Annotated in this window: 24 protein-coding genes and 2 pseudogenes; 14 read left to right on the top strand and 12 right to left on the bottom strand. The window is 72.0% G+C overall.

Going from position 1 to position 22,616, the window contains the following annotated elements; genetic code table 11:
* The first annotated feature begins 411 nt into the window (after positions 1-411).
* Positions 412-1,062 (top strand): LysE family translocator, encoded by a 651-nt coding sequence (locus MF672_RS16130; RefSeq protein ID WP_242376397.1) that lies wholly within the window; start codon positions 412-414, stop codon positions 1,060-1,062.
* A gap of 66 nt (positions 1,063-1,128) precedes the next feature.
* Here MF672_RS16130 and MF672_RS52125 read toward each other — a convergent pair.
* A pseudogene (locus MF672_RS52125) lies at positions 1,129-1,317 on the bottom strand (LysR family transcriptional regulator); the annotation flags it as partial.
* Between the two features lie 596 nt (positions 1,318-1,913).
* Between MF672_RS52125 and MF672_RS16120 the strand changes: the two are divergent.
* From MF672_RS16120 to MF672_RS16090, 7 genes and pseudogenes are all read left to right on the top strand, one after another.
* Positions 1,914-2,680, top strand: a pseudogene (locus tag MF672_RS16120) (IS5 family transposase).
* 151 nt (positions 2,681-2,831) lie between these two features.
* Positions 2,832-3,083: a cupin domain-containing protein gene (locus MF672_RS16115; RefSeq protein ID WP_242376395.1), complete on the top strand. Its 252-nt coding sequence runs from the start codon at positions 2,832-2,834 to the stop codon at positions 3,081-3,083.
* A 27-nt stretch (positions 3,084-3,110) separates the two neighbouring features.
* A complete protein-coding gene (locus tag MF672_RS16110; protein WP_242376394.1) occupies positions 3,111-3,557 on the top strand; it encodes a thioesterase family protein in 447 nt (148 codons plus the stop codon).
* A 309-nt stretch (positions 3,558-3,866) separates the two neighbouring features.
* Entirely contained in the window at positions 3,867-4,208 is a 342-nt protein-coding gene (locus tag MF672_RS16105) for an ArsR/SmtB family transcription factor (protein ID WP_242376393.1), read from the top strand.
* Positions 4,209-4,219: 11 nt separating this feature from the next.
* Complete coding sequence (arsB, locus tag MF672_RS16100; RefSeq protein ID WP_302893217.1) at positions 4,220-5,281, top strand: ACR3 family arsenite efflux transporter; 1,062 nt, start codon at positions 4,220-4,222, stop codon at positions 5,279-5,281.
* Complete coding sequence (locus MF672_RS16095) at positions 5,274-5,678, top strand: arsenate reductase ArsC (RefSeq protein ID WP_242376392.1); 405 nt, start codon at positions 5,274-5,276, stop codon at positions 5,676-5,678. The genes arsB and MF672_RS16095 overlap by 8 nt, the downstream gene beginning before the upstream one ends.
* Positions 5,679-5,761: 83 nt before the next feature.
* Positions 5,762-6,118, top strand: coding sequence for a hypothetical protein (locus MF672_RS16090; protein ID WP_242376391.1), 357 nt, complete (start codon positions 5,762-5,764; stop codon positions 6,116-6,118).
* On the opposite strand, the gene MF672_RS16085 is transcribed toward MF672_RS16090, so the two are convergent.
* The 5 genes from MF672_RS16085 to MF672_RS16065 all read right to left on the bottom strand — a co-directional run bounded on the left by MF672_RS16085 (position 6,048) and on the right by MF672_RS16065 (position 10,915).
* Positions 6,048-6,938 (bottom strand): integrase, encoded by an 891-nt coding sequence (locus MF672_RS16085; RefSeq protein WP_242376390.1) that lies wholly within the window; start codon positions 6,936-6,938, stop codon positions 6,048-6,050. The two genes, MF672_RS16090 and MF672_RS16085, sit on opposite strands and share 71 nt — an antisense overlap.
* An 82-nt stretch (positions 6,939-7,020) precedes the next feature.
* Positions 7,021-8,250: a cytochrome P450 gene (locus MF672_RS16080; protein WP_242376389.1), complete on the bottom strand. Its 1,230-nt coding sequence runs from the start codon at positions 8,248-8,250 to the stop codon at positions 7,021-7,023.
* A gap of 34 nt (positions 8,251-8,284) precedes the next feature.
* Positions 8,285-9,226: an RNA polymerase sigma-70 factor gene (locus MF672_RS16075; protein WP_242376388.1), complete on the bottom strand. Its 942-nt coding sequence runs from the start codon at positions 9,224-9,226 to the stop codon at positions 8,285-8,287.
* 125 nt (positions 9,227-9,351) lie between these two features.
* Positions 9,352-10,269, bottom strand: coding sequence for a quinone oxidoreductase family protein (locus tag MF672_RS16070; RefSeq protein WP_247815257.1), 918 nt, complete (start codon positions 10,267-10,269; stop codon positions 9,352-9,354).
* Positions 10,270-10,315: 46 nt separating this feature from the next.
* Positions 10,316-10,915, bottom strand: coding sequence for a TetR/AcrR family transcriptional regulator (locus tag MF672_RS16065; RefSeq protein ID WP_242376386.1), 600 nt, complete (start codon positions 10,913-10,915; stop codon positions 10,316-10,318).
* 248 nt (positions 10,916-11,163) lie between these two features.
* Between MF672_RS16065 and MF672_RS16060 the strand changes: the two genes are divergently transcribed.
* Positions 11,164-11,502 carry a hypothetical protein gene (locus MF672_RS16060; protein WP_242376385.1) on the top strand — a complete coding sequence of 113 codons (339 nt, stop codon included), beginning with the start codon at positions 11,164-11,166 and terminating at the stop codon, positions 11,500-11,502.
* Positions 11,503-11,588: 86 nt separating this feature from the next.
* Positions 11,589-12,842, top strand: coding sequence for an FAD-dependent monooxygenase (locus tag MF672_RS16055; RefSeq protein ID WP_242376384.1), 1,254 nt, complete (start codon positions 11,589-11,591; stop codon positions 12,840-12,842).
* Positions 12,843-12,899: 57 nt separating this feature from the next.
* Here MF672_RS16055 and MF672_RS16050 read toward each other — a convergent pair whose 3' ends face one another.
* The 4 genes from MF672_RS16050 to MF672_RS16035 form a co-directional block, all read right to left on the bottom strand.
* Positions 12,900-14,399, bottom strand: coding sequence for a serine hydrolase domain-containing protein (locus MF672_RS16050; RefSeq protein ID WP_242376383.1), 1,500 nt, complete (start codon positions 14,397-14,399; stop codon positions 12,900-12,902).
* A gap of 54 nt (positions 14,400-14,453) precedes the next feature.
* Positions 14,454-14,834 (bottom strand): VOC family protein, encoded by a 381-nt coding sequence (locus MF672_RS16045; RefSeq protein WP_242376382.1) that lies wholly within the window; start codon positions 14,832-14,834, stop codon positions 14,454-14,456.
* 128 nt (positions 14,835-14,962) lie between these two features.
* Positions 14,963-15,859: a LysR family transcriptional regulator gene (locus tag MF672_RS16040; RefSeq protein ID WP_242376381.1), complete on the bottom strand. Its 897-nt coding sequence runs from the start codon at positions 15,857-15,859 to the stop codon at positions 14,963-14,965.
* 93 nt (positions 15,860-15,952) lie between these two features.
* On the bottom strand, positions 15,953-16,426 hold the full coding sequence (locus tag MF672_RS16035; protein ID WP_242376380.1) for a MarR family winged helix-turn-helix transcriptional regulator: 474 nt from the start codon (positions 16,424-16,426) through the stop codon (positions 15,953-15,955).
* Between the two features lie 129 nt (positions 16,427-16,555).
* Between MF672_RS16035 and MF672_RS16030 the strand changes: the two genes are divergently transcribed.
* Both MF672_RS16030 and MF672_RS16025 read left to right on the top strand, forming a co-directional pair.
* Positions 16,556-17,302, top strand: a complete 747-nt coding sequence (locus tag MF672_RS16030; protein WP_242376379.1) for an ABC transporter ATP-binding protein — start codon at positions 16,556-16,558, stop codon at positions 17,300-17,302.
* A 4-nt stretch (positions 17,303-17,306) separates the two neighbouring features.
* Entirely contained in the window at positions 17,307-19,904 is a 2,598-nt protein-coding gene (locus tag MF672_RS16025; RefSeq protein ID WP_242376378.1) for an FtsX-like permease family protein, read from the top strand.
* 36 nt (positions 19,905-19,940) lie between these two features.
* Here MF672_RS16025 and MF672_RS16020 read toward each other — a convergent pair whose 3' ends face one another.
* Positions 19,941-20,279 carry an ArsR/SmtB family transcription factor gene (locus MF672_RS16020; protein ID WP_242376377.1) on the bottom strand — a complete coding sequence of 113 codons (339 nt, stop codon included), beginning with the start codon at positions 20,277-20,279 and terminating at the stop codon, positions 19,941-19,943.
* Between the two features lie 94 nt (positions 20,280-20,373).
* Here MF672_RS16020 and MF672_RS16015 point away from each other — a divergent pair, with 94 nt between their 5' ends.
* A complete protein-coding gene (locus MF672_RS16015) occupies positions 20,374-21,165 on the top strand; it encodes an SDR family NAD(P)-dependent oxidoreductase (RefSeq protein ID WP_242376376.1) in 792 nt (263 codons plus the stop codon).
* Positions 21,166-21,245: 80 nt separating this feature from the next.
* Positions 21,246-21,668 carry a winged helix-turn-helix transcriptional regulator gene (locus tag MF672_RS16010; protein WP_242376375.1) on the top strand — a complete coding sequence of 141 codons (423 nt, stop codon included), beginning with the start codon at positions 21,246-21,248 and terminating at the stop codon, positions 21,666-21,668.
* Here the strand turns inward: MF672_RS16010 and MF672_RS16005 are convergent.
* Positions 21,617-22,546, bottom strand: a complete 930-nt coding sequence (locus tag MF672_RS16005) for an MBL fold metallo-hydrolase (protein ID WP_242376374.1) — start codon at positions 22,544-22,546, stop codon at positions 21,617-21,619. The genes MF672_RS16010 and MF672_RS16005 overlap by 52 nt on opposite strands.
* Positions 22,547-22,616 lie beyond the last annotated feature (70 nt).

The raw sequence follows: 22,616 nt of genomic DNA, 5'->3' as shown, positions 1-22,616 counted from the left end.
GACCAGAAGTTCCTCGCCCGTCATGAGGAGCGAGTACGCACCGCTGACCAGCCCACATCCACCGGGTTGGAGCTGGCAAGAATTCAAGAGGCGTAAGACACCGGTTCCTCGCGTATACCTTCCCGTCTCGCTCACCGGGCCCGGCCCATCCGGTAGTGCTGGACCGACCCGACTTCGTCGAGGCTGCTCCCGCCCTCCCCGGTGATCCCCGGCTCAGGCTGCCTCCTGCTTCACCCCGCCGCTACGACAGCCGGGCGATGGTGGTCTTCCACCTCCATTCGGACAAACAGCGCTTTCCATGGCGCACTGACACATTTCTTACCGTCACCCCTACTTCGTGATCATCTCTTGCCGTGCTGGATGGAAAGACACCTTCTAAAGAGAACTTGTTTTGACATAGAAGGTGGAGAGGTGGTTGGCTGGGCCGTCCCCCGAGCCCTGGAGATCGTCGTGAGCATCGAGTTCCTGGTGACGTCGCTCGTCATCGTCATCACGCCGGGCACCGGCGTCCTTTACACGCTGGCGGCCGGGCTCTCGCACGGCGGCAGGGCAGGGGCCGTCGCGGCGTTCGGCTGCACGCTGGGCATCGTCCCGCACATGGCGGCCGCGATCACCGGTCTCGCCGCGTTGCTGCACACGAGCGCGCTCGCCTTCGAGACCCTCAAGTACCTGGGCGTGGCTTACCTGCTCTACATGGCGTGGAGCACGCTGCGGGAGCGGGGTGCGCTCAGCGTGGAGGCGGAGGCAGCGCCCAGAAGCGCCGGGCGGATGATCGCCTCCGGGGTGCTGGTCAACATCCTCAACCCGAAGCTGTCCATCTTCTTCTTCGCGTTCCTGCCACAGTTCGTGAGCGCGACCGAGCCCAACGCGTTCCTGCGCATGCTACAGTTGAGTGCCGTCTTCATGGCGCTGACCTTCGTCGTCTTCGTCGGTTATGGGCTGGCCGCCGCGGCCGTCCGACAGCACGTGATCACGAGGCCCCGGGTGCTGACCTGGATGCGGCGCGTCTTCGGCGCGGCGTTCATCGGCCTCGGCGCCAAGCTCGTGCTGACCGACGCGTAGGTTGAGCGGATCCGGATCCGGATGCAGGCGCAGGTAGTCGGCCGCCGCCTGCGTGAACGCGCGGCGCGCGTGCGCGGGCACGATGAAGACGCCCTTGCCCGCCCCGATGAGCGCGAGCATCTCCTGGATGGTGCCGAACGTGAGGCCGCGCGCGATCGGCAGGCCGCCCGGCGTGGTGCGCGGCACCACCAGCGCGTCCGCCTCGCCGGTGAAGTTTCTGGGTCGCAGCACCTTGTCGCGGGCCAGGTCCTCCATCGAGACCGACTCGCGGCGCGCGAACGGGGGCCGGGAGGAGACCGCCACCTCCGGCTCCAGCGACGGTGCGCCGACCAGCAGGACGTCTATCTGGTCGCCGTGCAGGAGCGAGGTGCCCTCGGCGTAGCGGCTCTCGGTGATCGGAGACCTCGATCACGAACCTGCCGACCGCGGTGCCCACGAACCCCACACGCAGCACGCCGTCGATGCCCCTGCCCGTGGCCATTGCCCGGGCGATGCCGTCCTCGCTCTGCTGGAAGGCCGGTCGTACGTCGTCGCAGAGCCCGTAGCGGGCGGCCTCGCCATCGCTCAGGAAATGCACCGGCATAAACGCAAAGTAGGGCCACGCCCTGCTTGCCGTGACCCGAGCAATCGAACCGTTGCCGCTCGACCGCCAACGGGTCACCTGCCGCGCGCCCAGCTTCAGTCTCGGCCGCGACGCCAGAGGCGAATGGAACGGAAACTTACACCAGCGTCCTCCCACTCAATGACGATCACGCACCATCAGTGAGCCGGAGGAGCGGGCTTAGAGCCCCTAACAGAATGATCTTTGTTGTGCTTTGATCTCTCGCTGTAGCCGAGCGAGAGGAGCACGGATGGCCAAGGCGAAGCCACAGGAGGTCAGCGACGAGCTGTGGGCGATGATCGAGCCCTTGTTGCCGCAGCGTCAGCGCCGCTTCCGGCATCCGGGACGCAAGCGGCTGGATGACCGGCTGGCGCTGCAGGGCATCTTGTTCGTGCTGCACACCGGGATCGCCTGGGAGCACCTGCCACAGGAACTCGGCTACGGCTCGGGCATGACGTGCCGGCGGCTGGCCGAGTGGAACAAGGCCGGCGTGTGGCAGCGGCTGCATGAGGTGCTGCTCGATCGGCTGCGGGCCGCCGACGCCCTCGACTTCTCCCGCAGACCGGCCCGTCCCCGGTCGACCGCGGGCGGGCCGGCAGCAAGCATCACTTGATCACCGAGGCCACCGGCACCCCCCTCGCGGTAATCCTGACCGGCGCCAACCGCAACGACGTCACCCAGCTGCGCCCGCTGCTGGACGCCATCCCGAAGGTGCGCGGCAAGCGCGGCCGGCCCCGCCGGCGTCCCGACGCAGTACTCGCCGACCGCGGCTACGACCACGACAAGTACCGCCGCCTGGTACGCGAACTGCAGATCCGCCCGCTGATCGCCCGCCGCGGCACCGAGCACGGCTCCGGCCTGGGCAAACATCGCTGGGTCGTCGAGCAGACCTTCGCCCTGCTGCACGCCTTCCGACGCCTGCACATCCGCTGGGAGATCCGCGCCGACATCCACGAGCCCTTCCTCAAGCTGGCCTGCGCGCTCATCTGCTGGCGGCGCCTCTCGTCATTGTGTTAGGCGCTCTTAAGCGTACGTTTCCGTTCCTCCACACTCCGAGGGCCGACTCCAGCACCATCTCGGAGCTTCGGCTGCCGCCCGCAAGGAGGAAAACCATGCCGCAGGCCAGCTACGCCCTTCACTACAGCCGCTGTTCACCGCCCTGGAGACCATGGACGTCCAGGCGTTGATCGACCAGCCTGACGATTCCTGGTACAACCAAACCAGATGGGGGGACGTATGGGTGCGCCTGGGAGTCATGCGAGGACTGTTCCGCATCGAGCTGGAGCGCGCCGACACGGTCGAACTTGGTCCTCGGCAGGCGTTCACGGTCTCGGCAGGAATGCCACACCGACCTGTCGTCCCGGTCCGCAGCGTCGTGCTGATGATAGATAAGGCTGGTGTCATCGCCACAGGCGGCTGACCCGCCGCCGGACAGGAGGGCCATCATATGCACGCTTCACTTCAGCCGGGCCTGGCCGCACGGCTGGACTATGTAGTTCCGATCGAACGCACCGTTCCGCACCTGTTGCCCGAATCTGACCATTTCGTCGCCCTACCCTCGGTTCTGGCCACCGGCTACCTGGTCGGCATCGTGGAATGGACCTGCATGCGCGTCCTGGACGGGCACCTGCACGATGGCGAGCAGACCCTGGGCGTGCATGTCGACCTCAGCCACCAGGCCCCCACACCTCCTGGTAGCACCCTTACCGTTCATGCCGAGCTCAGCGTCATCGACGGCACACAGCTCACCTTTACCGTTCACGCCCACGACGACGCCGCCACGGTCTGCCGGGGAATCCACCGCCGCGCCGTCATCAACACCGAACGCTTCCAGGCACGACTGCGCACCCGAACAACTGCATCCCACGACCTGAACGTTTCCAAGGCACGCTGATCCAGTTCGACCACTGCCTTACGTGTCCCCACCGAGGCTGAGATTCGCAGCTACTACATCAGCGTGTGGGCCGCGCGCCGGACCGGAGAGGGACTGTACGGAAACTGGACACACCCCGTTTCCGGGAGCGGAGGGCCGACACGGCGACCGACGCGGCGACCGACGCGGCAGCGCATGAGCGTGGGCGCGACAACGATGGATCCCGGGACACCTGTCGCCTGGAGCGGACTCTCCGCCGGTTCCTCGCGGCTTCGATTCGTGTCAATATAGAGAAGCATCGATTTGGGTGCCTGTTCATGTGGAGGGCGCGTGGAACCCCTGGAGCTCTTGGAGTGCAGCCCGCCGCTCACACGCGAGCCGCTGGACGCCGTGCGGGCGGCCGGAGTGGCGCGGGTGTTCAAGGCGCTGGGCGACCCGGTGCGGCTGCGCATCCTGTCCATCGTGGCCAGCCGCGCCGGCGGCGAGGTGTGCGTGTGCGACATCACGGGCGCGTTCGCGCTGTCCCAGCCCACCATCAGCCACCACCTCAAGGTGCTCAAGGAGGTCGGGCTGCTCACCTCCGAGCGGCGCGCCTCCTGGGTGTACTACCGCCTCGTCCCCGAGACCCTCGGCGAGCTGGCGGCCCTGCTCGGCCTGCCCGCCGGCGTCTGAGGAGCACCACGATGTCCGCGCGGGGCGTCATCGCCGGCCTGTCCACGCTCGACCGGTTCCTGCCGGTGTGGATCATCGCGGCGATGGCCGCAGGGCTGCTGCTCGGACGGCTGGTACCGGGTCTGGACACCGCGCTGGAAGCGGTGAAGGTCGGTGGGATCTCGCTGCCGATCGCGCTCGGGCTGCTGCTGATGATGTACCCGGTGCTGGCCAAGGTCCGCTACGACCGGCTCGGCGCCGTCACCGGCGACCGCCGGCTGCTGATCTCCTCGCTGCTGCTGAACTGGGTGCTCGGCCCGGCCGTCATGTTCGCGCTGGCCTGGATCTTGCTGCCGGACCTGCCCGAGTACCGCACCGGGCTGATCATCGTCGGGCTCGCGCGGTGCATCGCCATGGTGCTCATCTGGAACGACCTGGCCTGCGGCGACCGCGAGGCCGCCGCCGTCCTGGTGGCGCTCAACTCCCTCTTCCAGGTGCTCGCGTTCGGCGCGCTCGGCTGGTTCTACCTCCAGGTGCTGCCCGGCCGGCTCGGCCTCGCGCAGTCCGCGCTCCAGGTCTCGGCCTTCGACATCGCCTGCTACGTGCTCGTCTTCCTCGGCGTCCCGCTGGCCGCCGGCTACGCCTCCCGCAAGCTCGGCGAACGCGCCCGGAGCCGCGCCTGGTACGAAAGCCGTTTCCTGCCGCGCGTCGGCCCGATCGCCCTGTACGGGCTGCTGTTCACCGTCGTCGTCCTGTTCGCCCTGCAAGGCCACACCATCGCCTCCCGGCCCGGCGACGTGGCCCGCATCGCGCTGCCGCTGCTGGCCTACTTCGCCCTCATGTGGGGCGGCGGCTTCCTGACCGGCAGGGCGATCGGCCTGCCGTACGACAAGACCACGACGCTCGCCTTCACCGCCGCCGGCAACAACTTCGAGCTGGCCATCGCCGTCGCGGTCGGCGTCTTCGGCGTCACCTCCGGCCAGGCCCTGGCCGGCGTGGTCGGCCCGCTCATCGAGGTCCCCGTCCTGGTCGCCCTGGTCTACGTCAGCCTGGCCTGCCGCCGCCTGTTCAGTGAGGAGCACGTACGTGTCTGACAAGCCCAGCGTCCTGTTCGTCTGCGTGCACAACGCCGGCCGGTCCCAGATGGCCGCCGGCTGGCTCACCCACCTGTCCGCGGGCCGGGTCGAGGTCCGCTCCGCGGGGTCGGCGCCGGCCGATCAGGTCAACCCGGTCGCCGTCGAGGCGATGCGTGAGGTCGGCGTCGACATCACCTCTGCGCGGCCCAAGGCCCTCACGACCGACGCCGTCCAGGTCTCTGACGTGGTCATCACGATGGGCTGCGGCGACGCCTGCCCGATCTTCCCCGGCAAGCGCTACGAGGACTGGAAGCTCGACGACCCGGCCGGACAGGGCATCGACGCCGTCCGCCTCATCCGGGACGACCTCCGCTCGCGCGTGGAGAGGCTGCTCACCGAGCTGCTGCCTGGCTGAGCCGTACCGGCGACCGGCCGTGTCAGCGGCCGTGTCAGCGTGACACCGGGCGGGCATCAGCGCGGTTCGCGACCGTGACGACCATGAACGGTTCGGTGATGGCGGCCACGACGCCGCGCAAGGCGTACGCGGGCAAGCTCGTCCTGGACGGCCTCGATGTCCGCCACGCGATGCGCGGCCCGCTGGCCCGCTACGACGCCTTGTTCGGGAGCCTCGTGGCCATCGGGATCATCATCGGGCTCGTGCCGGCCGGCAAGAAGGGGCCTGAGGTGCGGCCATGGCCTCCGTCGTCGTCGTTCACCCCGCTCGTCGAGACGCTCCGCGGCCTGCTGACCGGCCCGCCGTCCGCGGGCCCGGTCGTCATGGCGATCACCGGGTGCGCCGGGCTCTCGTTGCTCGGCTGCCTGTGGGTACGCGCGCGGTTCGCGGCCCGGGCATGAGCTGGACGGCAGGGCGCGCCGCGTCGGCGGCCTCGCTGAGATCGGTGCAGTAGGTGATCGTCGCATCGTCCGCCGCCACCCCATGACGCGCTTCCGCCTCCCGGACCTGACGGATGATCTCGGCAGGTCCGCTCGCCGCCAGAACGGCCAGAACCTGTGGCCAGTCGGCGAGCCGGAACCGGTCCACGATGCGGCCGGCCCCATTGCTGAGCAGAACGGCGGCGGTCAGCCCGGAGATCGGGCGGCTCCCGGCGATCGCCTCGGCCGCCGCCCGCGGGTCGTCCTTGGCCAGCCAGAAGCCGCCCGGCCGGTTGCGGTTGGCGCGCAGGTCCCGCAGGAGCCGGCGGCGCTCGTCGCCACCCTCGGCGGCGGCCTCGATCGCGGGCTGGTACGACCGGCTGATGATCACCTCACGGGGATCGCACACGACGAACGGCGCAGCGCCCGCCCCGTCGAGCACCAGGATCGAGTCACCGAGCACCAGGTACTCGAGGAGGCCGCCGGACAGGCGCAGCACGGCCACGGTCGCCGACGGGCTGATGGGGTCGGCCACGTCGCAGGTGTCACGATGATCGTCGGTCACCTGCTCGATGGCCTCGGCGAGCAGCGCAGGAAGGCCGCGGTCCTGCGCGAGTGACAGCAGGCTGAGGAGGCAGCCGCCCAGGCGGGCGGCATACCATGCCACGCCGTGCCGGCAGATCGATTCGGCGCCGGGGATGCCGGCGCCGTCGATCAGCACCGCCGCCGTCGGCCCGGCGCAGGTGAAGTCCTCGTTCGCGCGGTCAGCCCGTTTCGGCACGCTCGTCATCGTCACCCGCATGTCCCGCCGCCTCTCCCTCGGACCAGGGCGGAGACGCCGCGCCGGGACCCGGCTGGGGGCTCTGGTCCGCGTCATGTCCTGTTTACCAGGTGACAGGGAGCTCGTGCAGGCCGTAGACGACGGCGTCGGTCTTGACCGGCAGGTCCTCGGCCGGGGCGGCGAGCCGCAGGTCGGGGAGGCGGCGGAACAGCGTGTCGAAGACGATCTGCAGCTCCAGCCGGGCCAGGTTCTGGCCGAGGCACTGGTGCGGGCCGAAGCCGAAGGCCAGGTGGTGGCGGGCGCCGCGCTCGACGTCCAGCGTGGCCGGGTCCTCGAACACCGCCGGGTCCCAGTCGGCCGACAGCGTCGAGACGATGACGCCGTCGCCGGCCTTGATGCTCACGCCGCCGATCTCCACGTCGTCGGTGGCCAGCCGGGAGGTCACCCCGTCGGCGATGGTGAAGTAGCGCAGCAGTTCCTCCACGGCCATGGGCGTCCTGCCCGGGTCGGCCTTGATCAGGGCCAGCTGCTCCGGGTAGGTGAGCAGCCCGGCCACGCCGAGCGAGATCATGTTCGCCGTGGTCTCGTGCCCGGCGGTCAGCAGCAGGAAGGCCAGGCTCACCAGGGCCGCGTGGTCGAGGTCGCCCTCCTCGCGTTTCCGGGCGATCAGCCGGCCGAACAGGTCGTCCCCCGGCTCCGACTCCTTGCGCGTCATCAGGTCACCGAGGTAGGCGCGCAGCTCGGCGAGAGCGCGCCGGCGGTCCGTCAGAGAGGTCCGGCTCACCATCATGGCGGTGCGGCTCTGGAAGAAGTCGTGGTCGGCGTAGGGGACGCCGAGCAGCTCGCAGATCACCAGGGACGGCACCGGCAGGGCCAGCGCCCGCACCAGGTCCACCGGACGCCGGCCGGCGGCGAGCATGCCGTCGATGAACTGGTCAACAATGTCCTGGATCCGCGGGCGCAGCGCGGCCACCCGCCGCACGGTGAACTCGCCGATCAGCGGACGGCGGGCCGCGGCGTGCTCGGCGCCGTCCATGCTGAGCATCAGCGGCGGCTGGCTGCGGAACTGCTGCAGGGTCTCCTCGTCGAGGCTGTAGAGCGGGAAGCCGTCCTTGCGCTTGTCGGAGGAGAAACGGCCGTCGGCGAGGACGGCCCGGGCCTCCTCATGCCCGGACACCCACCACGCCTCGCCCCCACCGGCCAGCCGGACCTTGCTGATCGGCGCCCGCTCGCGCAACCGCTCGTAGGCGGCGGGCGGAGTGAACGGGCAACCCCGCTGGACCGGCATCTCCAGATCGGCGAGTTCGGCGGTGCCGGCGATGTTGTCTGTCATGGATGACCTTTCAGTGACGCGGCGGCCGCAGGGGCTACCTCAGCGTGAGAGGGGTCTCGGAGGTGATGCGGGTGAGCTTGCACGGGTTGCGGACGTAGTAGAGACCGGTGATGCGGGCGTCCTCGACCCGGACCGCTATGACGCCGTCGAGCTCGCCGTCCACCCGCAGGAGGAGCGCCGGGCCGCCGTTGACCACGGTGGGCTCGCTGGTGAGCGCGACCCGCGCCTTGCCGAGGCCGTTGACGATCATGCGGGCCACCTTGCCGGCGCCGATGACCGGCCGCGGCGCGGCCTGCTTGACGCCGCCGCCGTCGCTCACCAGGACGACCTCAGGGGCGAGCACGTCGAGCAGGCCCTGCAGGTCCCTGGTGTCGAGGGCGCGCCGGAACGACTCCACAGCCGCCCGGGCCTGGTGCGGGGAGACCGCCTCGCGCGGCCGCCGGGCGTCGACGTGCCGGCGGGCCCGGTGCGCGATCTGGCGGACGGTCGCCGGGGCCTTGCCGACGGCGGCCGCGATCTCCTCGTAGCGGACGTCGAAGACCTCGCGCAGCACGAAGACGGCGCGCTCGGTCGGCGACAGCGTCTCCAGGACGAGCATCAGCGCCATCGACACGCTCTCGGCGAGCTCGACGTCCTCGGCCACGTCCGGCGCGGTCAGCAGCGGCTCGGGCAGCCACGGGCCGACGTAGTCCTCCTTGCGGCGTCTCATGCTGCGCAGCCGGTCCAGCGCCCGCCGGGTGGTGATCCGCACCAGGTAGGCGCGCTGGTCGGCCACCTGTGCGAGGTCCACCTTGACCCACCGCAACCAGGTCTCCTGCAGGGCGTCCTCGGCGTCGGCCGCCGAGCCGAGCATCTCGTAGGCGACGGTGAACAGCAGGTTGCGGTGGGCGAGGAACGCCTGGGTCGCCGCGTCCAGCCGGTCGCCACCGGCCGCCGGCTCGGCTGTGCCGGTCGTCGCGTCCTGGCGCTCGGTCATGGCTGGCTCCCGCCTGTTCACCGCGAATGCTGCTCATGCACAAGGCGTTGGAGCTCGCCGCTGTGTGACATCCGGCCGCGGTGACACGCGTCACATGACCGCACCGCGCTCGGCGGCGGGACCGGTCAGTCGAACCGCAGGACGAACCGCCCGCGAACGCCGCGTCGTCCGAGGGAGCGGTGCGCGTCGGCGGCCCGGGAGGCGGGCAGCCGGCCGGCCACGCGGACGGTGAGCCGTCCGTCGCCGGCGAGTGCGGCGAGCCGGTCGAGCTCGGCCGGGGCCTCGACGTAGTCCCGGACGAAGATCGGGGCGACGCGGACCCGTCCGGTCCCGTCCCCCTGGTAGCCGCGGACGGTGACGACGGTGCCGCCGTCCTTGACGGCCGGGAGCGCGGCGGCCTCCAGCGCGGCCGCGTCGAGAAGCCCGTCGACGCCGCCGGGGCGGAGGCGGCGGACCCGCGCCACGTAGTCGTCCCCCCGTGGCACGACCTCGTCGGCCCCGCAGGCGCGGACGAAGGGCTCGTCCTGGCGGGCGGCGTCGGCGACGACGACCAGCCCGGCCTGCTTGGCGAGCTGGACGAAGTATCCGCCGACGCTCCCGGCGGCGCCGGTGACCGCGACCGTCGCCCCGGCCGGGAGCGCCAGCGTGTCGAGCGCGAGCTGCGCGGTGAGCCCGTTCATCGGGATGGTGGCGGCCTGGACGTCCGACAGGCCGGCCGGGATCTTCGCGACCGACCGCGCCGGCACGACCAGGTCCGCCCGGTAGCCGCCGTGCTCGCCCGAGGGCACCACGATGGCCATGACGGCGTCCCCGACCGTGAACGCGCGGTCGACGACGGGGCCGACCTCGGTGATCACGCCGGCGACCTCCATGCCCGGCACCCGCACCGCGTCCGCCTCGTCCTGCCGCGGACGGGAGCGGATGACCGCGTCGACCGGGTTCACCGTGGCGGTGGTGACCCGGATCCTGACCTGACCGGGACCGATCGGTTCGGGCGCCAGATCGAGCTCGGCGAGCGCGTCCGGTCCACCTGGTGTCGTCACTCCGATTGCTTGCACCACAGTTGTTCGTGCTCCTTGTCCGGTGCGGCTATGGGGATGCGGGGGCCCGCAGCCCCTCGAGCAGCAAGCTGCACACCTCGTCGAGCTCGGCGCCGATGCCCGGGTCCTGCCATTCGGCGGCATGGGCGAGGTGGTTGTACTTGGCGGTGGCGTGGAAGACCGCGCGGGCGGTGGCCCGCGGGTCACCGGTGCGGAAGCTGCCGTCCTCGACGCCGTCGGCGATGATGGCCGTCAGCTGGGCCAGCAGGTCGGCGACGTGGTCGGTGGCGACGGCGCTGTGCGCGGCCGCGAGGATCCCGTACGCGGCGAACAGCTCCGGGTCCTCACGGATCTTCGCCTGCTTGACGGCCAGGACGGCGTGCAACCAGGCACGCAGCCGCCGCGCCGGCGGGACCGCGCGGTCGGCCGCGACGACGGCGAGGGTGTCACGGTTGCGGTCGAGCCAGCGCCGGGTCACGGCCTCGCGCAGCGCCTGCTTGGAGGCGAAGTGCTTGTAGACGGCGGCGTGGCTGACCCCGAGCGCCCGGGCGACGTCGATGACGGTCGCTTTGTCCGGTCCGTGGCGGCGCAGGATGTCCTCCGTGGCCGCCAGGATGGCGCCCGCGTCCAGGGGGGTCCGGGCAGGCATCAGCGCTTGCTCCCGGTCCGCTCGCGGTCATGGCCTCTTTGCTCCATACGGGCAAGCTACGGGAGTTGGTTACAAGTTGCAACTTTTGTAACTTGATACGAGGCCGACGAGCCGGCCATGCACGTGCTCGCCTTCAGTCAGGGCGTCGCCGTGTTGTCCCGCACCTTCCGTGACGAAGTGTTCGTCCGCCTGCGGGATCGAGCTCGCCCGCGCCGGTTTCCACACCGGCATCCTCGGTTCCCGCGACCTTGCTGCCGGAGCGCCCCCTGATAGATCTACGGACGAAAGTCAAGGGCAAGGTCCTTCTGCAGCATGTCGCCGACTCGGGCCACCAGACCAAGTGGGCCGGGAAGGTGAAGGCGGGCGACTTCTACAAGGTCGCCGTCGATTGCGTGGGCTCCCGGGGCATGCTGGTGATCGTGCCGCAGAAGGGCTGGAAGAGCGCGCGGCAGTGCAGTGCCGGGTTCGGGGCGTACACCGTCGACCATCGCTACGCTTCGGAGTCTGCCGTGGAGACGGTGCGGATCGAGGCGCCGTCGGGCGCCCGTTGGGCTGTGCTGGTGGTCGCCAGCGGTCCAAGCACGTGAGCGTCCCTGGGCGCGCCGCTCGCTCCCCTCGAACCGCGTCCAGCCATAGTCTTGACATGATGTAAGAGATAGTGAAGTCTTACGGCGTGTCAAAGAAAGGTTCGGCGCGGATTCTCGTCTCCGGCGCCAGCGTCGCCGGTCCGGTGCTGGCGTACTGGCTCACCCGGCACGGCTTCGAGGTGACCGTCGTGGAGCGGGCCCCGGCGTTGCGCAAGACGGGCGGGCACGCGGTCGACCTGTTCCGGCCCGCGATGGACATCTCGGAGAAGATGGGCGTGCTCGCGCGCCTTGAGGAGCGGGCCACCGGCACCGAACGCATGACCGTCCACCGGGAGGGCGCGCGGCGTCCCGCCCGGGCGGACCTGACCAAGATCTTCGGCGCCGCCTCCGGCCGGCACGTCGAGATCATGCGCGACGACCTCAGCGAGATCTACCACGACGCCACGCGCGACGACGTCGAGTACGTCTTCGGCGACTCGATCACCGCGATCTCGCCCGACGGCGAGGTACGGTTCGAGAACGCCGCGCCGCGCCGCTTCGACCTCGTGGTCGGCGCGGACGGCCTGCACTCCAACGTGCGCCGCCTGGTCTTCGGCGAGGAGTCCCGCTTCAGCGCCTTCATCGGCGCCTACTTCGGGGTGCTGACCCTGCCCGCCGTTCCCGCCCTCGACGGCGAGCTGATCATGCACGTCGGCGCCGGCCGCACCGCCGGCATGTACGGCGCCCGCCACCTCGGCGAGGCGCGGGCGTTGTTCCTGTTCCGCAGCGAGCGCGAGCTCGGCCACCACCACCAGGACGTGCCCCGCCAGAAGGAGCTGCTGCGCGGCGCGTTCGGCGGCATGCACCCCGAGGTCGACCGCTGGCTGGACGAGCTCGACCGCACCCCGGCGTTCTACTTCGACTCGATCAGCCAGCTCCGGATGGACACCTGGTCCCGTGGGAGGGTGACGCTCGTCGGCGACGCGGGCTACTCCCCCGGCCCGGCCGTCGGCGGCAGCACCAGCCTGGCCGTGGTCGGCGCGTACGTCCTGGCCGGCGAGCTGGCGCGGGCGGGCGGCGACCACGAGCGCGCCTTCCCCGCCTACGAGCGCGCGATGGCCGGGCACGTGCGCGGCAGCCGCGCGGCCGCGCTCAGCGCGGCCAGGACCTTGATCCCCACCTCACGCCTCGGGGCGTGGGGCCTGGCCCAGGGCGCCCGCCTGGTCTCCGCCCTGCCCGCGGGGCCCGGGCGCGCCCTCCTCCGCCTCGCCGCCAAGAGCGCGCGCCTGTACAACTCCATGATCGTGGAGGACTACCCGCCGTCGCCCGCCGCGTCAGGAGGCCGGGTCGGCGCCCGCTGACGAGAGGCCGCGTGTCCCGCCCACCGGGGGCACGGCCCCGCGGTGGGCGAGCCCCCGTTACTGAGCCGGCCCGGCCTGGCCGCCGCCGAACACCTCGGCGACGAGGCGCTGCGTCGCCTGCTGGAACGCCGCGGCCGCGGACATGGCGGCGTCGTCCACGTAGTTCAGCGCGGCGGTCAGCGTCCTGCGGCCGTCGGGCGTGCTGTACATCAGCGCCGCGTGGCCCGCCATGCCGCCGTTGTGCGTGATGACCGTGCCGCCGTCCGGCGTCGGCTGCACGAACACGCCCAGCCCGTAGCCGGCCTTGGACTCGGGCGTGCACATCTCGGCCAGCAGCTCGGCCGGCAGCAGCTTGCCGCCCACCAGCGCGGTGATGAACGTCTGCAGGTCCCGGGTGGTGGAGATCATGTCGCCGCCGCTGGAGAGCCAGGACGGGTTGTGCCGGGTGACGTCGACCGTCCTGGTCCGGCCGTCCTCCTCGTAGCGGTAGTAGGCGTGCGCGTACGGCGCGGGGAGGTCCTGCTCGGTGGTCGGCTGGACGGTGCCCGTCAGGCCGAGCGGCCCCAGGATGAGGCGCCGCATCTCCTCGGCGACCGGGCGGCCGGTGACCTGCTCGATCAGCAGCCGGGCCAGCACGTAGTTGGTGTTGGAGTAGCTCCAGCCGGTGCCCGGCTCGAACCTCGCCGGCTTGGACAGCGCCAGCCGTACCAGCTCCCGCGGCGGGTAGGTGTGGAACCGGTTGTCCACCCACTCCTTGCCGGCGGGGGTGGCGGGGATCCCCGGGACGAACGTGCCGTCCTCGAAGTACTCGCCGGTGAAGTTGAACACGCCGCTGGTGTGCTGCAGCAGCATCCGCACGGTGATGCGCCGGTCCAGCCCGAACTCGGGCAGGTAGTCGTCCACCGGGGTGTCCAGGCCGATCTTGCCCTCGGCCACCAGGCGCAGCACCACGGTCGCGGTGAACGTCTTGGTGTTGCTGCCGATCCGGACGTGCCCGTCCGCCGGCGGGGCCTCGATGCCCCCGAGCTCGCCCGCCCCTGCGCTGCCGACCCACTCGCCCCGCTCGTCACGCACGCGCAGCGTCACCCCGACGATGCCGGAGTCGACCAGCTCCTGAATGATCTTCTGCAGCTCCGGGCGGTCCGGACCGGGGGCGGCGGCGTCCAGGGCCTCAGTGATCTTCCGCGCCATCTCCGTCAGGGTGGGGCCAGGCGTGCCGTGCTGGGGCCGGGTGCTCGCCTCGACGGCGACCAGGACGGTATGACGGAAGTTGCCGGCCTCGGCCGGATCCCGCTGGTTGAGCAGGCTCATGGACGCCGCCAAGGCCGGTAGCACCTGGTCGGCCAGTTCGGCGACCGACTTGCCGTACTTCATCCCCTTGGGGGCCGTGGCGAGCACGTGCCCCACCAGGCCGGTCGCCGAGGTCAAGGCGATGGCGCCCTCGGTGGCGACCTTGTGGGCCGAGCCGGCGGCGCCGGCGGCCGACATCAGCGACACCGCGCCCCACGCGGCCGTTCGCAGGGTGGATTCGTCCTGTTCGGACAGGGTGATGGACATGCTCGCATGCTCCTTGCGTCAAAGGGGAAATCGTTCGAGCGGGCCGGGCCCGCGTCAGCCCGTGGCCGGCGGGATCCACTCGGTGAGCTGGATCGCCACGCCGTTGGGGTCGCTGAGCCGCATCGTCAGCTCTCCCCATGGCTCCCGCCGCAGCGGGACGGTGATGGCGGCGCCTTCGCGGCGCAGCCGTTCGTACTCCGCGGCCAGGCCGGTGACCGCGAACACCACGATCGCGTCCGGGTCCTCCTGCCTCGGCCGCCAGCGCTCGGCGTCGCGCTCCACCAGCAGCAGGTCGACGGCCGCGTCGTCACGGCCGAGCGCGATGAACCCGTCGCCGGTCAGGGTTTGGCGGAAGCCGAGGTGCCCGGTGAAGAACCGGCTGGAAGCGGCCGGATCGTCGACGGTCAGGGAGATCGTGGAAGAGACGATGTTCATGCCTCGGCATCAGAAAAGGACACGTTCCCCTTCACCTCCCGACAGGGCGTGTTCTTCGGACGGAACAAGCATCACGCCGGGCGGTGCCGGGAACAACGACGACCATCGCAACGGTCGTCAACCTGGGGTCAACGGTCCCAGCCGGGCAGCGGTCCCACCTCGCGCACCACCCGGGCGAGGGCGCGGATCAGGTCGTTCTCCGCGTCGCTGCGCCACACCAGCGCGTACGGCAGCGGCTCCATGTCGGTGACCGGCCGGTAGACGATGCCGGGGCGCGGGTAGTAGCGGGTCACGTGGGCCGGGAACAGGGAGATCGTCTCCCCCATGGTCGTGTACATGAGGATGTCCTCGATGTTGTGCACGACGGCGGTGCGTTCGATCGGCCGGCCCTTGGGGGTGAGCTCGGGGACGTAGCGTGCCATCCACTCATCCGGCACCGACTCGACGATCACGTGCCGGTAGTCGCCGACCGCCTCGATGGAGGCCGTGGACCACTTGGCCAGGTCGTTGTCCTCGGCCATGGCCAGCACCCTGGGCTCGGCGAACAGCAGTGGCCCCACGGTCAGGTCGGGCTCGTCCAGCGGCGGCCAGGTGACCAGGACGTCGGCCTCCCCGTCGCGCAGCTGGGCGAACGGATCCGGATAGGCCGACACGCGCAGCCGCAGCTCCCACTGCGGGTACCGGGAGCGGAAGGTGTCCCAGTACCGGCGCATCTCCTGGACGTTGACGGGGAACAGGCTGACCCGCAACGTGCCGGTCTTGCCCCGGGCCGCCAGCCGGGCCCGCTCCAGGCTCTGCGCCAACCCCTGATGCAGCCCGCGCAGGTCGTCGCGAAGCTGCTCCCCCACGGGCGTCAGCCGTACGTTGCGGCTGTTGCGGGCGAACAGCTCGACCCCGATGGCCCGTTCCTGCTTCTTGACCGCCTTGCTCACCGCCGCGACCGACACGTGCAGCCGCTCAGCGGTCCGGCCGAAGTGCAACTCCTCGGCCAGGGTCAGGAAGATCTCGATGTCACGCAGCTCCACCTGTCCCCTCTCCCCCGTCCTACCTGCCGAAACTGTTGATGCCGTGCGAAGTATGACAGGTCGGACGGGCGCCGCTCGCCGGCCCGTGCGGGGTCACGGTGCGGCGGAGTGCTCGGCGAGGCCGCGCAGCAGCTCGACGAGCCGGCGGCGCTCGGGCTCGGTGAGCCAGCCGAACAGGTGGTCGCCCACCTGTCCGGTGACCCGCCGCGCCTGCGCGAGGGTCTGCTCGCCGCGGGGCGTGAGCACGATGGAGTACGCGCGCCGGTCCTGCGGCGCCCGTTCGCGGGAGACCAGCCCGCCGTCCTCCAGCTCGTCGATGAGCCGGACCATCGTGGACTTGTCGATGCCCATCTGGGCGATCAGGTCGCGCTGGCTGACCGGGCCGTACATGGGCAGCGCGAGCAGCACGGTGAGCCCGCGGACGTCGACCCGCAGCGGCCGCAGCGCCTCGTTCAGCCGCTCGCGGCTCCGGTTGTGGGCCTCGGCCAGCAGCATGCCGAGCCCCACGTGATCGGCGGCCGGGCCGCCGTCGCCGGACAGGAGCCGGTCGAGCAGGTCATGGCGCATGCGCCCAGTCTAGTGGCACGTGAGGTAGTCTCATCTGAGATTATCTCAGATGAGTATGACGATTGACCGGGAGACTCCTATGCCTGAGCTGGACGCGCCCATCCTCCGTCGCCGTGCGGGAGGGCGCCGATGACCGGGGCCCAAGCCGGCGCCGACGAGGTGATGAGCGCGGCGAAGGTGGTCAAGACGTACGGCGCCGGCGACGGCGCGGTGAGCGCGTTACGCGGGGTCTCCGCCACGTTCGTCCGGGGCCGGTTCACCGCGATCATGGGTCCGTCGGGGTCGGGGAAGTCGACGTTCCTGCACTGCCTGGCCGGTCTGGACACCGTGACGTCCGGCGCCGTCGTCGTCGGCGGGATCGACCTCACCGGCCTGTCGCGCACGCGGCTCACCGAGCTGCGCCGCGACCGCATGGGCTTCGTCTTCCAGTCGTTCAACCTCCTGCCGATGCTGACCGCCGAGGAGAACATCCGCCTGACCGTGCGGCTGGCGGGCCGTCGCGTCGAGCAGGGATGGTTCGACACGGTGGTGGACGCGCTGGGGCTGCGCGCGCGGCTGGCGCACCGGCCCGCGGAGCTGTCCGGCGGCCAGCAGCAGCGGGTCGCCGTGGCGCGGGCGCTGCTGAGCAGGCCGGAGGTGCTGTTCGCCGACGAGCCGACGGGCAACCTGGACTCCCGTTCCGGCGCGGAGGTGCTGGGCTTCCTGCGCGCGGCCGTCGACGACTACCGGCAGACCGTCGTCATGGTGACGCACGACCCGGTGGCCGCCGCGTACGCCGACCGCGTGCTGTTCCTGGCCGACGGGACGATCGCGGACGAACTGACCGAACCCACCATCGACGCCGTGCACACCCGCATGCGCAAGATCGAGGACTGAGGCCGTGGGGAACCCTCTGTGGCTCATCGCGCGCCGGACGTTCGCCGAGGGCTGGCTGCGGCTGACCGCCACCCTCCTGGCGGCGCTGGGATCGATCGCGCTCATCGCGGGCTCGCTGCAGTTCGCGCTGCGCGCGCAGGAGGCGGTGTCGGGCAGCGACGCCAGCGAGTACGCCCGCGCGGACGTGCTGGTGCAGGGCGGCACGGCGGACCCGGACGACCCGTACGCGCCACCGGACGGCCGGATCCGGCTCGACCGCGTCACCTCCAGGCCGGACGTGGCGGCCGCCGCCGGCGACGCCACGGTGACGGTGACCGCCGCGCGCCCCGGCGGGCAGGCGATCACGGCCGCCGCCGAGGGCCGTACCCTGCTGCGCCCCTGGGTGCCCGACCCGCGGCTGAACCCCTACCGGCTGGAGGCGGGACGCGCCCCCGCCGCCGACGACGAGGTCGCGGTCGTCGGGCACGTGTCGCGCGCCGGGGAGCTGCGGGTCGGCGACACCATGACGCTGACGCTGCCGCACCGGACGCGCCAGGTGCGGATCACCGGGATCGTCAGCGTCCAGGGCCGGGGCGCGGTGGCCGCGGGCGACCTGGTGCTGGCCCCGCCCGAGACCGTACGGCGGGCCGCGATGCTGCCCGAGGGCACCTGGCAGAGCCTCTGGCTGAAGGCCGCGCCGGGCGTGCCCGCCGACCGGCTGCGCGCCAACCTGGCCCGCGACCTGCGCGGCGCCGCCACCGTGCGCACCGCCGCCGCCGTACGCCAGGCGCAGCGCGCCGCCGCCGCCGGTGAGGGCGCCTCCGTCGCCGGGGTCGTCGGCATGCTCGCCGCTGTGGCGATCTTCGTCGGGCTGTTCGTGGTGGCCAACACCTTCGGCACCCTCGTCCGGCAGCGCACGCGGCAGCTCGCGCTGCTCGGCGCGATCGGCGCCACCCCGCGGCAGATCGGCAGGCTCATCCGGCTGGAGGCGCTGGCGCTGGGCGCGATCGCCGCCGTGGGCGGCGTGGCCGCCGGCTTCCCGGTCGCCGAGCTGATCATCGGGCTGTTCGCGCGGGACGGCTTCGACGTCTCGGCCTCCGCCCCCCAGTACGGCTGGGTCGCGCTGACCCTGCCCGCCGCGGCCGGGATCCTGGTCACCCAGGCCGCCGCGTGGCGGGCGGCGCACCGGGCCGCGGGCGTCTCGCCCGTCCAGGCGCTGCGCAGCAGCGTCACGGAACCCCGGGAACGCCGCTGGCCACGGTTGCTGTCCGCGTCCCTGATCCTCGCGGGCGCCTGCGCCTGGTACGCGGTGGCCGTCGCGGTCCGCGCGAGCGAGCCGCCCGGCCCGGATCGCACGTTCGTCGTCGCCCTGATGATCCTGTTCGGGTCGCTGCTGGCCGTGACCGGGCTGGCCGTGCTCACGCCGTTCTTCGTCGGGCCGCTCGGCGGGCTGGTGGGCCGCGCCGGGACGCTGGTCAGCGGCGAGACCGGACGGCTGGCGCACGCCACCATCACGCGCAGCCCGCGCCGGGTCTCGGCGGCGGCCTCCTCCCTGATGCTCGGCGTCGCGCTGGTCGCCTCGGTGGTGCTGGTCACGGTGTCGGTGCAGGACCGTTTCCGCGAGGCGGGCCGTCAGGTGATGGCGGCCGAGCACGTGATCGCCTCGACCGCGAGGACCGCCGAGGGCGCGCCCGCGCCGCTGGCCAGGGAGGTCGCGGCGATGGTCACGGGCCGGCCCGGGGTGTCCCGCGCGGCGGCCCTGACCCGGACCGAGGTCAGGCTGGTCTCCCCCGCTGGCCCGGCGGAACCGGAGGAGGCGGCCGAGCCGTTCCGCTTCCTGGTCAGCGGCATCGAGCAGGACGGGCTGCGTGACGTCCTGCGGCTGGGCGGCCGGCCGCCCGCGCTGCGCACCGGGCAGATCGCGCTGTCGTCGGCCGTCCTGCGGGAACGGGGGCTCCGGCGCGGCCAGGACGTCGTCGTGCGCGGCCCGCAGGGCCGGGTCACGCTGACGGTGGCGGGCGCCTACCACGACCCCTCCCACCTGTTCGCCGACCAGGCGCTGGTGGCCCCGGCGACGATGGACCTGCTCGACGCCAACGCCGCCACCCAGGCGGTCCTCGTGCGCGGCGGCTCGCCGGAGAGGCTGGCGCGCGCCGTGTCCGGGGTGCCGGGTGTCCGCGTGCTCGGGCGGGACGCGTACGTGGAGGCGGCGTCGCGGTCGCTCACCCGCGCGCTGCGCGCGACGCACACCTTCGTCGGCATGGCGCTGCTGCTGGCGCTGTTCGGGATGGCGACCACGGTGTCGATGGGCGTCGCCGAGCGCGGGCGGGAGTTCGGCCTGCTGGGCGCCGTGGGCGCGACCATGGGGCAGATCCGCTCGGTCGTGCGCTGGGAGGCGGCGGCCGTGGTCGCTCTCGGCACGGTCCTCGGCCTCGGGTTCGCGATGGGGACGCTGGCGTTGCTGCACGTGACGAGCGGCAGCTCCTACCTGCGCCCGGAACCGCCGTGGTGGTTGTTCCCGCTGGTCGTGGCGGGTGCGGCGGTGGCGACGCTGGCGACCTCGACGTTGCCCGCGCGCCGCGCCGCCTCCGTGCCCGTCCTGGAGGCCGCCAAGGCGGAGTGACCGCCGTCCCGGCAAGCCGGTCGGCGGTCAGGGCGATCAGTCCTGGCCGCCGACCGGGGCCGCGCGCAGGATGGGGTCGAGCATGCCGGGAAAGCGCAGCTCCAGGTCCTGGCGGCGCAGGCTGACGTAGCGCTGGCGGCCGTGCGGGTCGTTGCGTACGACGCCGGCCTCGCGCAGGATCTTGATGTGGTGCGACAGGGTCGACTTGGGCATGTCGGCCCCGGTGGGCCGGCAGGCCGCGACCTCCAGCGGCCCTTCGGCGAGCCGCCGGGTGATCTCCAGGCGGGCCGGGTCGCTCAGCGCGAACAGCACGTCGGTCAGGACGAGGTCGGCGACGTCGGGGTGGAAGAGCTGACGGGTCGGCGATCCAGGCATAGTTCGATAATAGTTGAACAGTCAGGCGGGCCGCGCTACGCTCCCAACAGTTCCAAAAAATTGGAACCGTCGCATGACACCTCCGGGAGTATCAGTGCTGCTCGAGAACAAGAACGCGATCATCTACGGAGCGGGCGGCTTCGTCGGAGGCGCGGTCGCCCGCGCCTTCGCCGCCGAGGGAGCGCGCGTGTTCCTCGCCGGGCGCACCGGCGCCGCGCTGGAGACGGTCGCCCGCAAGATCCGGGCCTCGGGCGGCGTCGCCGGCGTCGCCACGGTGGACGTACTGGATGAGGACGCCGTGGAGGCGCACGCCGACGCGGTGGCACGGGAGGCGGGCTCGATCGACGTCTCCTTCAACGCCGTCAGCCTCCCGCAGACCGGCATCCAGGGCACCCGGCTGGTCGACCTGCCCAGCGGCGGCTTCGACCTGCCCATGACCACCTACCCCAAGGCCGCCTTCCTGACCGCCCGGGCCGCCGGCCGGCGGATGACCGGCCAGGGGTCGGGCGTGATCCTGACGATCACGGCGAGCCCGTCACGCTCCGCACTCCCTCTCATGGGCGGCATGGCCCCGGCGTGGGCCGCGGTCGAGTCGCTGACGAGGGGGCTGGCCGCCGAGCTGGGGCCGCGGGGCGTCCGCGTCGTGTGCCTCAACGCGGCCGGCATGCCCGAGACGCCGCAGCTCGCGGAGGTGTACGGCCTGCACGCCGCCGCCCACGGCATCACCGCCGAGGAGTTCCACACCCGCATGACCGGCCGGACGTTCAACAGGCGGCTCCCCACGGTCGCCGAGATCGCCGACACGGCCGTCTTCGTCGCCTCCGACCGCGGCAACGCGATCAGCGGGGCGATCGTCAACCTCACCGGCGGCATGGTCGTCGACTGACGGGTCACGGTCGCCACGTCACGGGCACGCCGTCCTCGCCGGCCTTGCCTGCGGAGCTTTCCCTTGGTTAGCTGGCCGGCATGCCCACCACTCCGGTCCCCCGCCCACGTCCGGGCACCCGCAGGCCCTCCCGCGCGCGCCTGCCCGACGGCCACCTGGCGAGCGTCTACAGCGCGGCCTGCCCCTCGCGCCAGGCCCTCGACCGGCTGGCCGACAAGTGGAGCGTGCTGCTGATCGGCGCCCTGGAGCGGGGGCCGCAGCGCTTCGGACGGCTGCGCGACCAGATCGACGGCATCAGCGAGAAGATGCTCGCCCAGACGCTGCGTAGCCTGGAACGTGACGGGCTGGTCGCCCGCCGTCCCGGCCCTGACCGGGGCGTCACCTACAGCCTCACCCCGCTGGGCCGTACGCTGCGCGAGCCGATGGAGGCCGTCCGCGCCTGGGCCGAGCGCTACATCGACGACGTCGAACGCGCCCGCGAGGCCGCCGACGACCCCGCGTGAGGGGCGGCGGCCCAGCGATGCAGGGGCCGCGCCGGCAGGAACCTGCCGAACACCGTGCCGGCGAAGTGGCCGCCCGCGACGAGCGTGCGCTCGTCCTGGTAGTCCTCCAGCAGGGCGCGGCGGGTCCTGATGCCCTGCTCGGCGTCCACGTCGAGGACGAAGCTCCAGTCCGCCTCGCTGACCTGCGCCTGCGTGTGCATGACGTCGCCGAGGACGAGCAGCCGGCGGTCCGTGCCCGGGTCGGTGACCAGCAGGCTGAGGTGGCCGGGGGTGTGCCCGGGCGTGGCGACCGCCAGCACGCCGGGCACGATCGGCTCGCCCCGCCGGACGTACTCGACCACCTCGCCGAGCGGCTTGCGCACGGCCAGCGGGTCGGGCCCGATGACCTCGTCGATGCCGAGCCAGTGCTCCCACTCGGCCCGGTCCACGAGGTGCCGCGCGCCGCCGAACGTCAGGCCGCTCCCGGGCGCGGCGGGCGCCTTGCCCGGGGCGGGGGCGACGTCGCTGGTCCAGCCGACGTGGTCGTGGTGCAGGTGGGTGAACACGACGGTGTCGACGTCGCCCGGCCGCAGCCCCTCCGCGGCCAGGCTGTCGAGCAGCGCTCCGCCGCGGAACGAGCCGATCCCCGGCACCTCGAACGCGACCGCCCCCAGCCCGAGGTCCACCAGCACCCGGTGCGCGCCGGTGTCGACGAGGAACGAGCCGATGCTGACCGGCAGCCTGCCGTCGGCGTCGAGGTAGGGCGCGTGGGCGGCCCAGCCGTCCGGGCCGGAGGTGGGGAAGATGACGCCTGGGTCGAGATGCGCCTCCCCGTCGGGCAGGTAGGTGACGGTGGTCGTCCCGAGGGTGATCCGAGCGCGTGGTGCCGCGTCGAGCATGGCGGGTCTCCTTGTCGCTTCGCCGGCTTTGGCCACTAACTCTTGGTTAGTCGTCGAAGCGCGACAAGTA

This window comes from Actinomadura luzonensis, from assembly GCF_022664455.2.
GTDB classification, from domain to species: Bacteria; Actinomycetota; Actinomycetes; order Streptosporangiales; family Streptosporangiaceae; genus Nonomuraea; species Nonomuraea luzonensis.
Note: the sequence above shows the minus strand (reverse complement) of the source record. Positions and strands in the feature narration are given on the sequence as shown.

Coding starts and splice junctions, on each gene's coding strand:
- MF672_RS16065 (WP_242376386.1), bottom strand. CDS start 10,915: ATGCCTGCCCGGACCCCCCTGGACGCGGGCGCCATCCTGGCGGCCACG.
- MF672_RS16010 (WP_242376375.1), top strand. CDS start 21,246: ATGCCCACCACTCCGGTCCCCCGCCCACGTCCGGGCACCCGCAGGCCC.
- MF672_RS16045 (WP_242376382.1), bottom strand. CDS start 14,834: ATGAACATCGTCTCTTCCACGATCTCCCTGACCGTCGACGATCCGGCC.
- MF672_RS16080 (WP_242376389.1), bottom strand. CDS start 8,250: ATGACAGACAACATCGCCGGCACCGCCGAACTCGCCGATCTGGAGATG.
- MF672_RS16075 (WP_242376388.1), bottom strand. CDS start 9,226: ATGACCGAGCGCCAGGACGCGACGACCGGCACAGCCGAGCCGGCGGCC.
- MF672_RS16090 (WP_242376391.1), top strand. CDS start 5,762: ATGAACGGTTCGGTGATGGCGGCCACGACGCCGCGCAAGGCGTACGCG.
- MF672_RS16085 (WP_242376390.1), bottom strand. CDS start 6,938: ATGCGGGTGACGATGACGAGCGTGCCGAAACGGGCTGACCGCGCGAAC.
- MF672_RS16035 (WP_242376380.1), bottom strand. CDS start 16,426: ATGCGCCATGACCTGCTCGACCGGCTCCTGTCCGGCGACGGCGGCCCG.
- MF672_RS16115 (WP_242376395.1), top strand. CDS start 2,832: ATGGACGTCCAGGCGTTGATCGACCAGCCTGACGATTCCTGGTACAAC.
- arsB (WP_302893217.1), top strand. CDS start 4,220: ATGTCCGCGCGGGGCGTCATCGCCGGCCTGTCCACGCTCGACCGGTTC.
- MF672_RS16030 (WP_242376379.1), top strand. CDS start 16,556: ATGACCGGGGCCCAAGCCGGCGCCGACGAGGTGATGAGCGCGGCGAAG.
- MF672_RS16020 (WP_242376377.1), bottom strand. CDS start 20,279: ATGCCTGGATCGCCGACCCGTCAGCTCTTCCACCCCGACGTCGCCGAC.
- MF672_RS16050 (WP_242376383.1), bottom strand. CDS start 14,399: ATGTCCATCACCCTGTCCGAACAGGACGAATCCACCCTGCGAACGGCC.
- MF672_RS16110 (WP_242376394.1), top strand. CDS start 3,111: ATGCACGCTTCACTTCAGCCGGGCCTGGCCGCACGGCTGGACTATGTA.
- MF672_RS16005 (WP_242376374.1), bottom strand. CDS start 22,546: ATGCTCGACGCGGCACCACGCGCTCGGATCACCCTCGGGACGACCACC.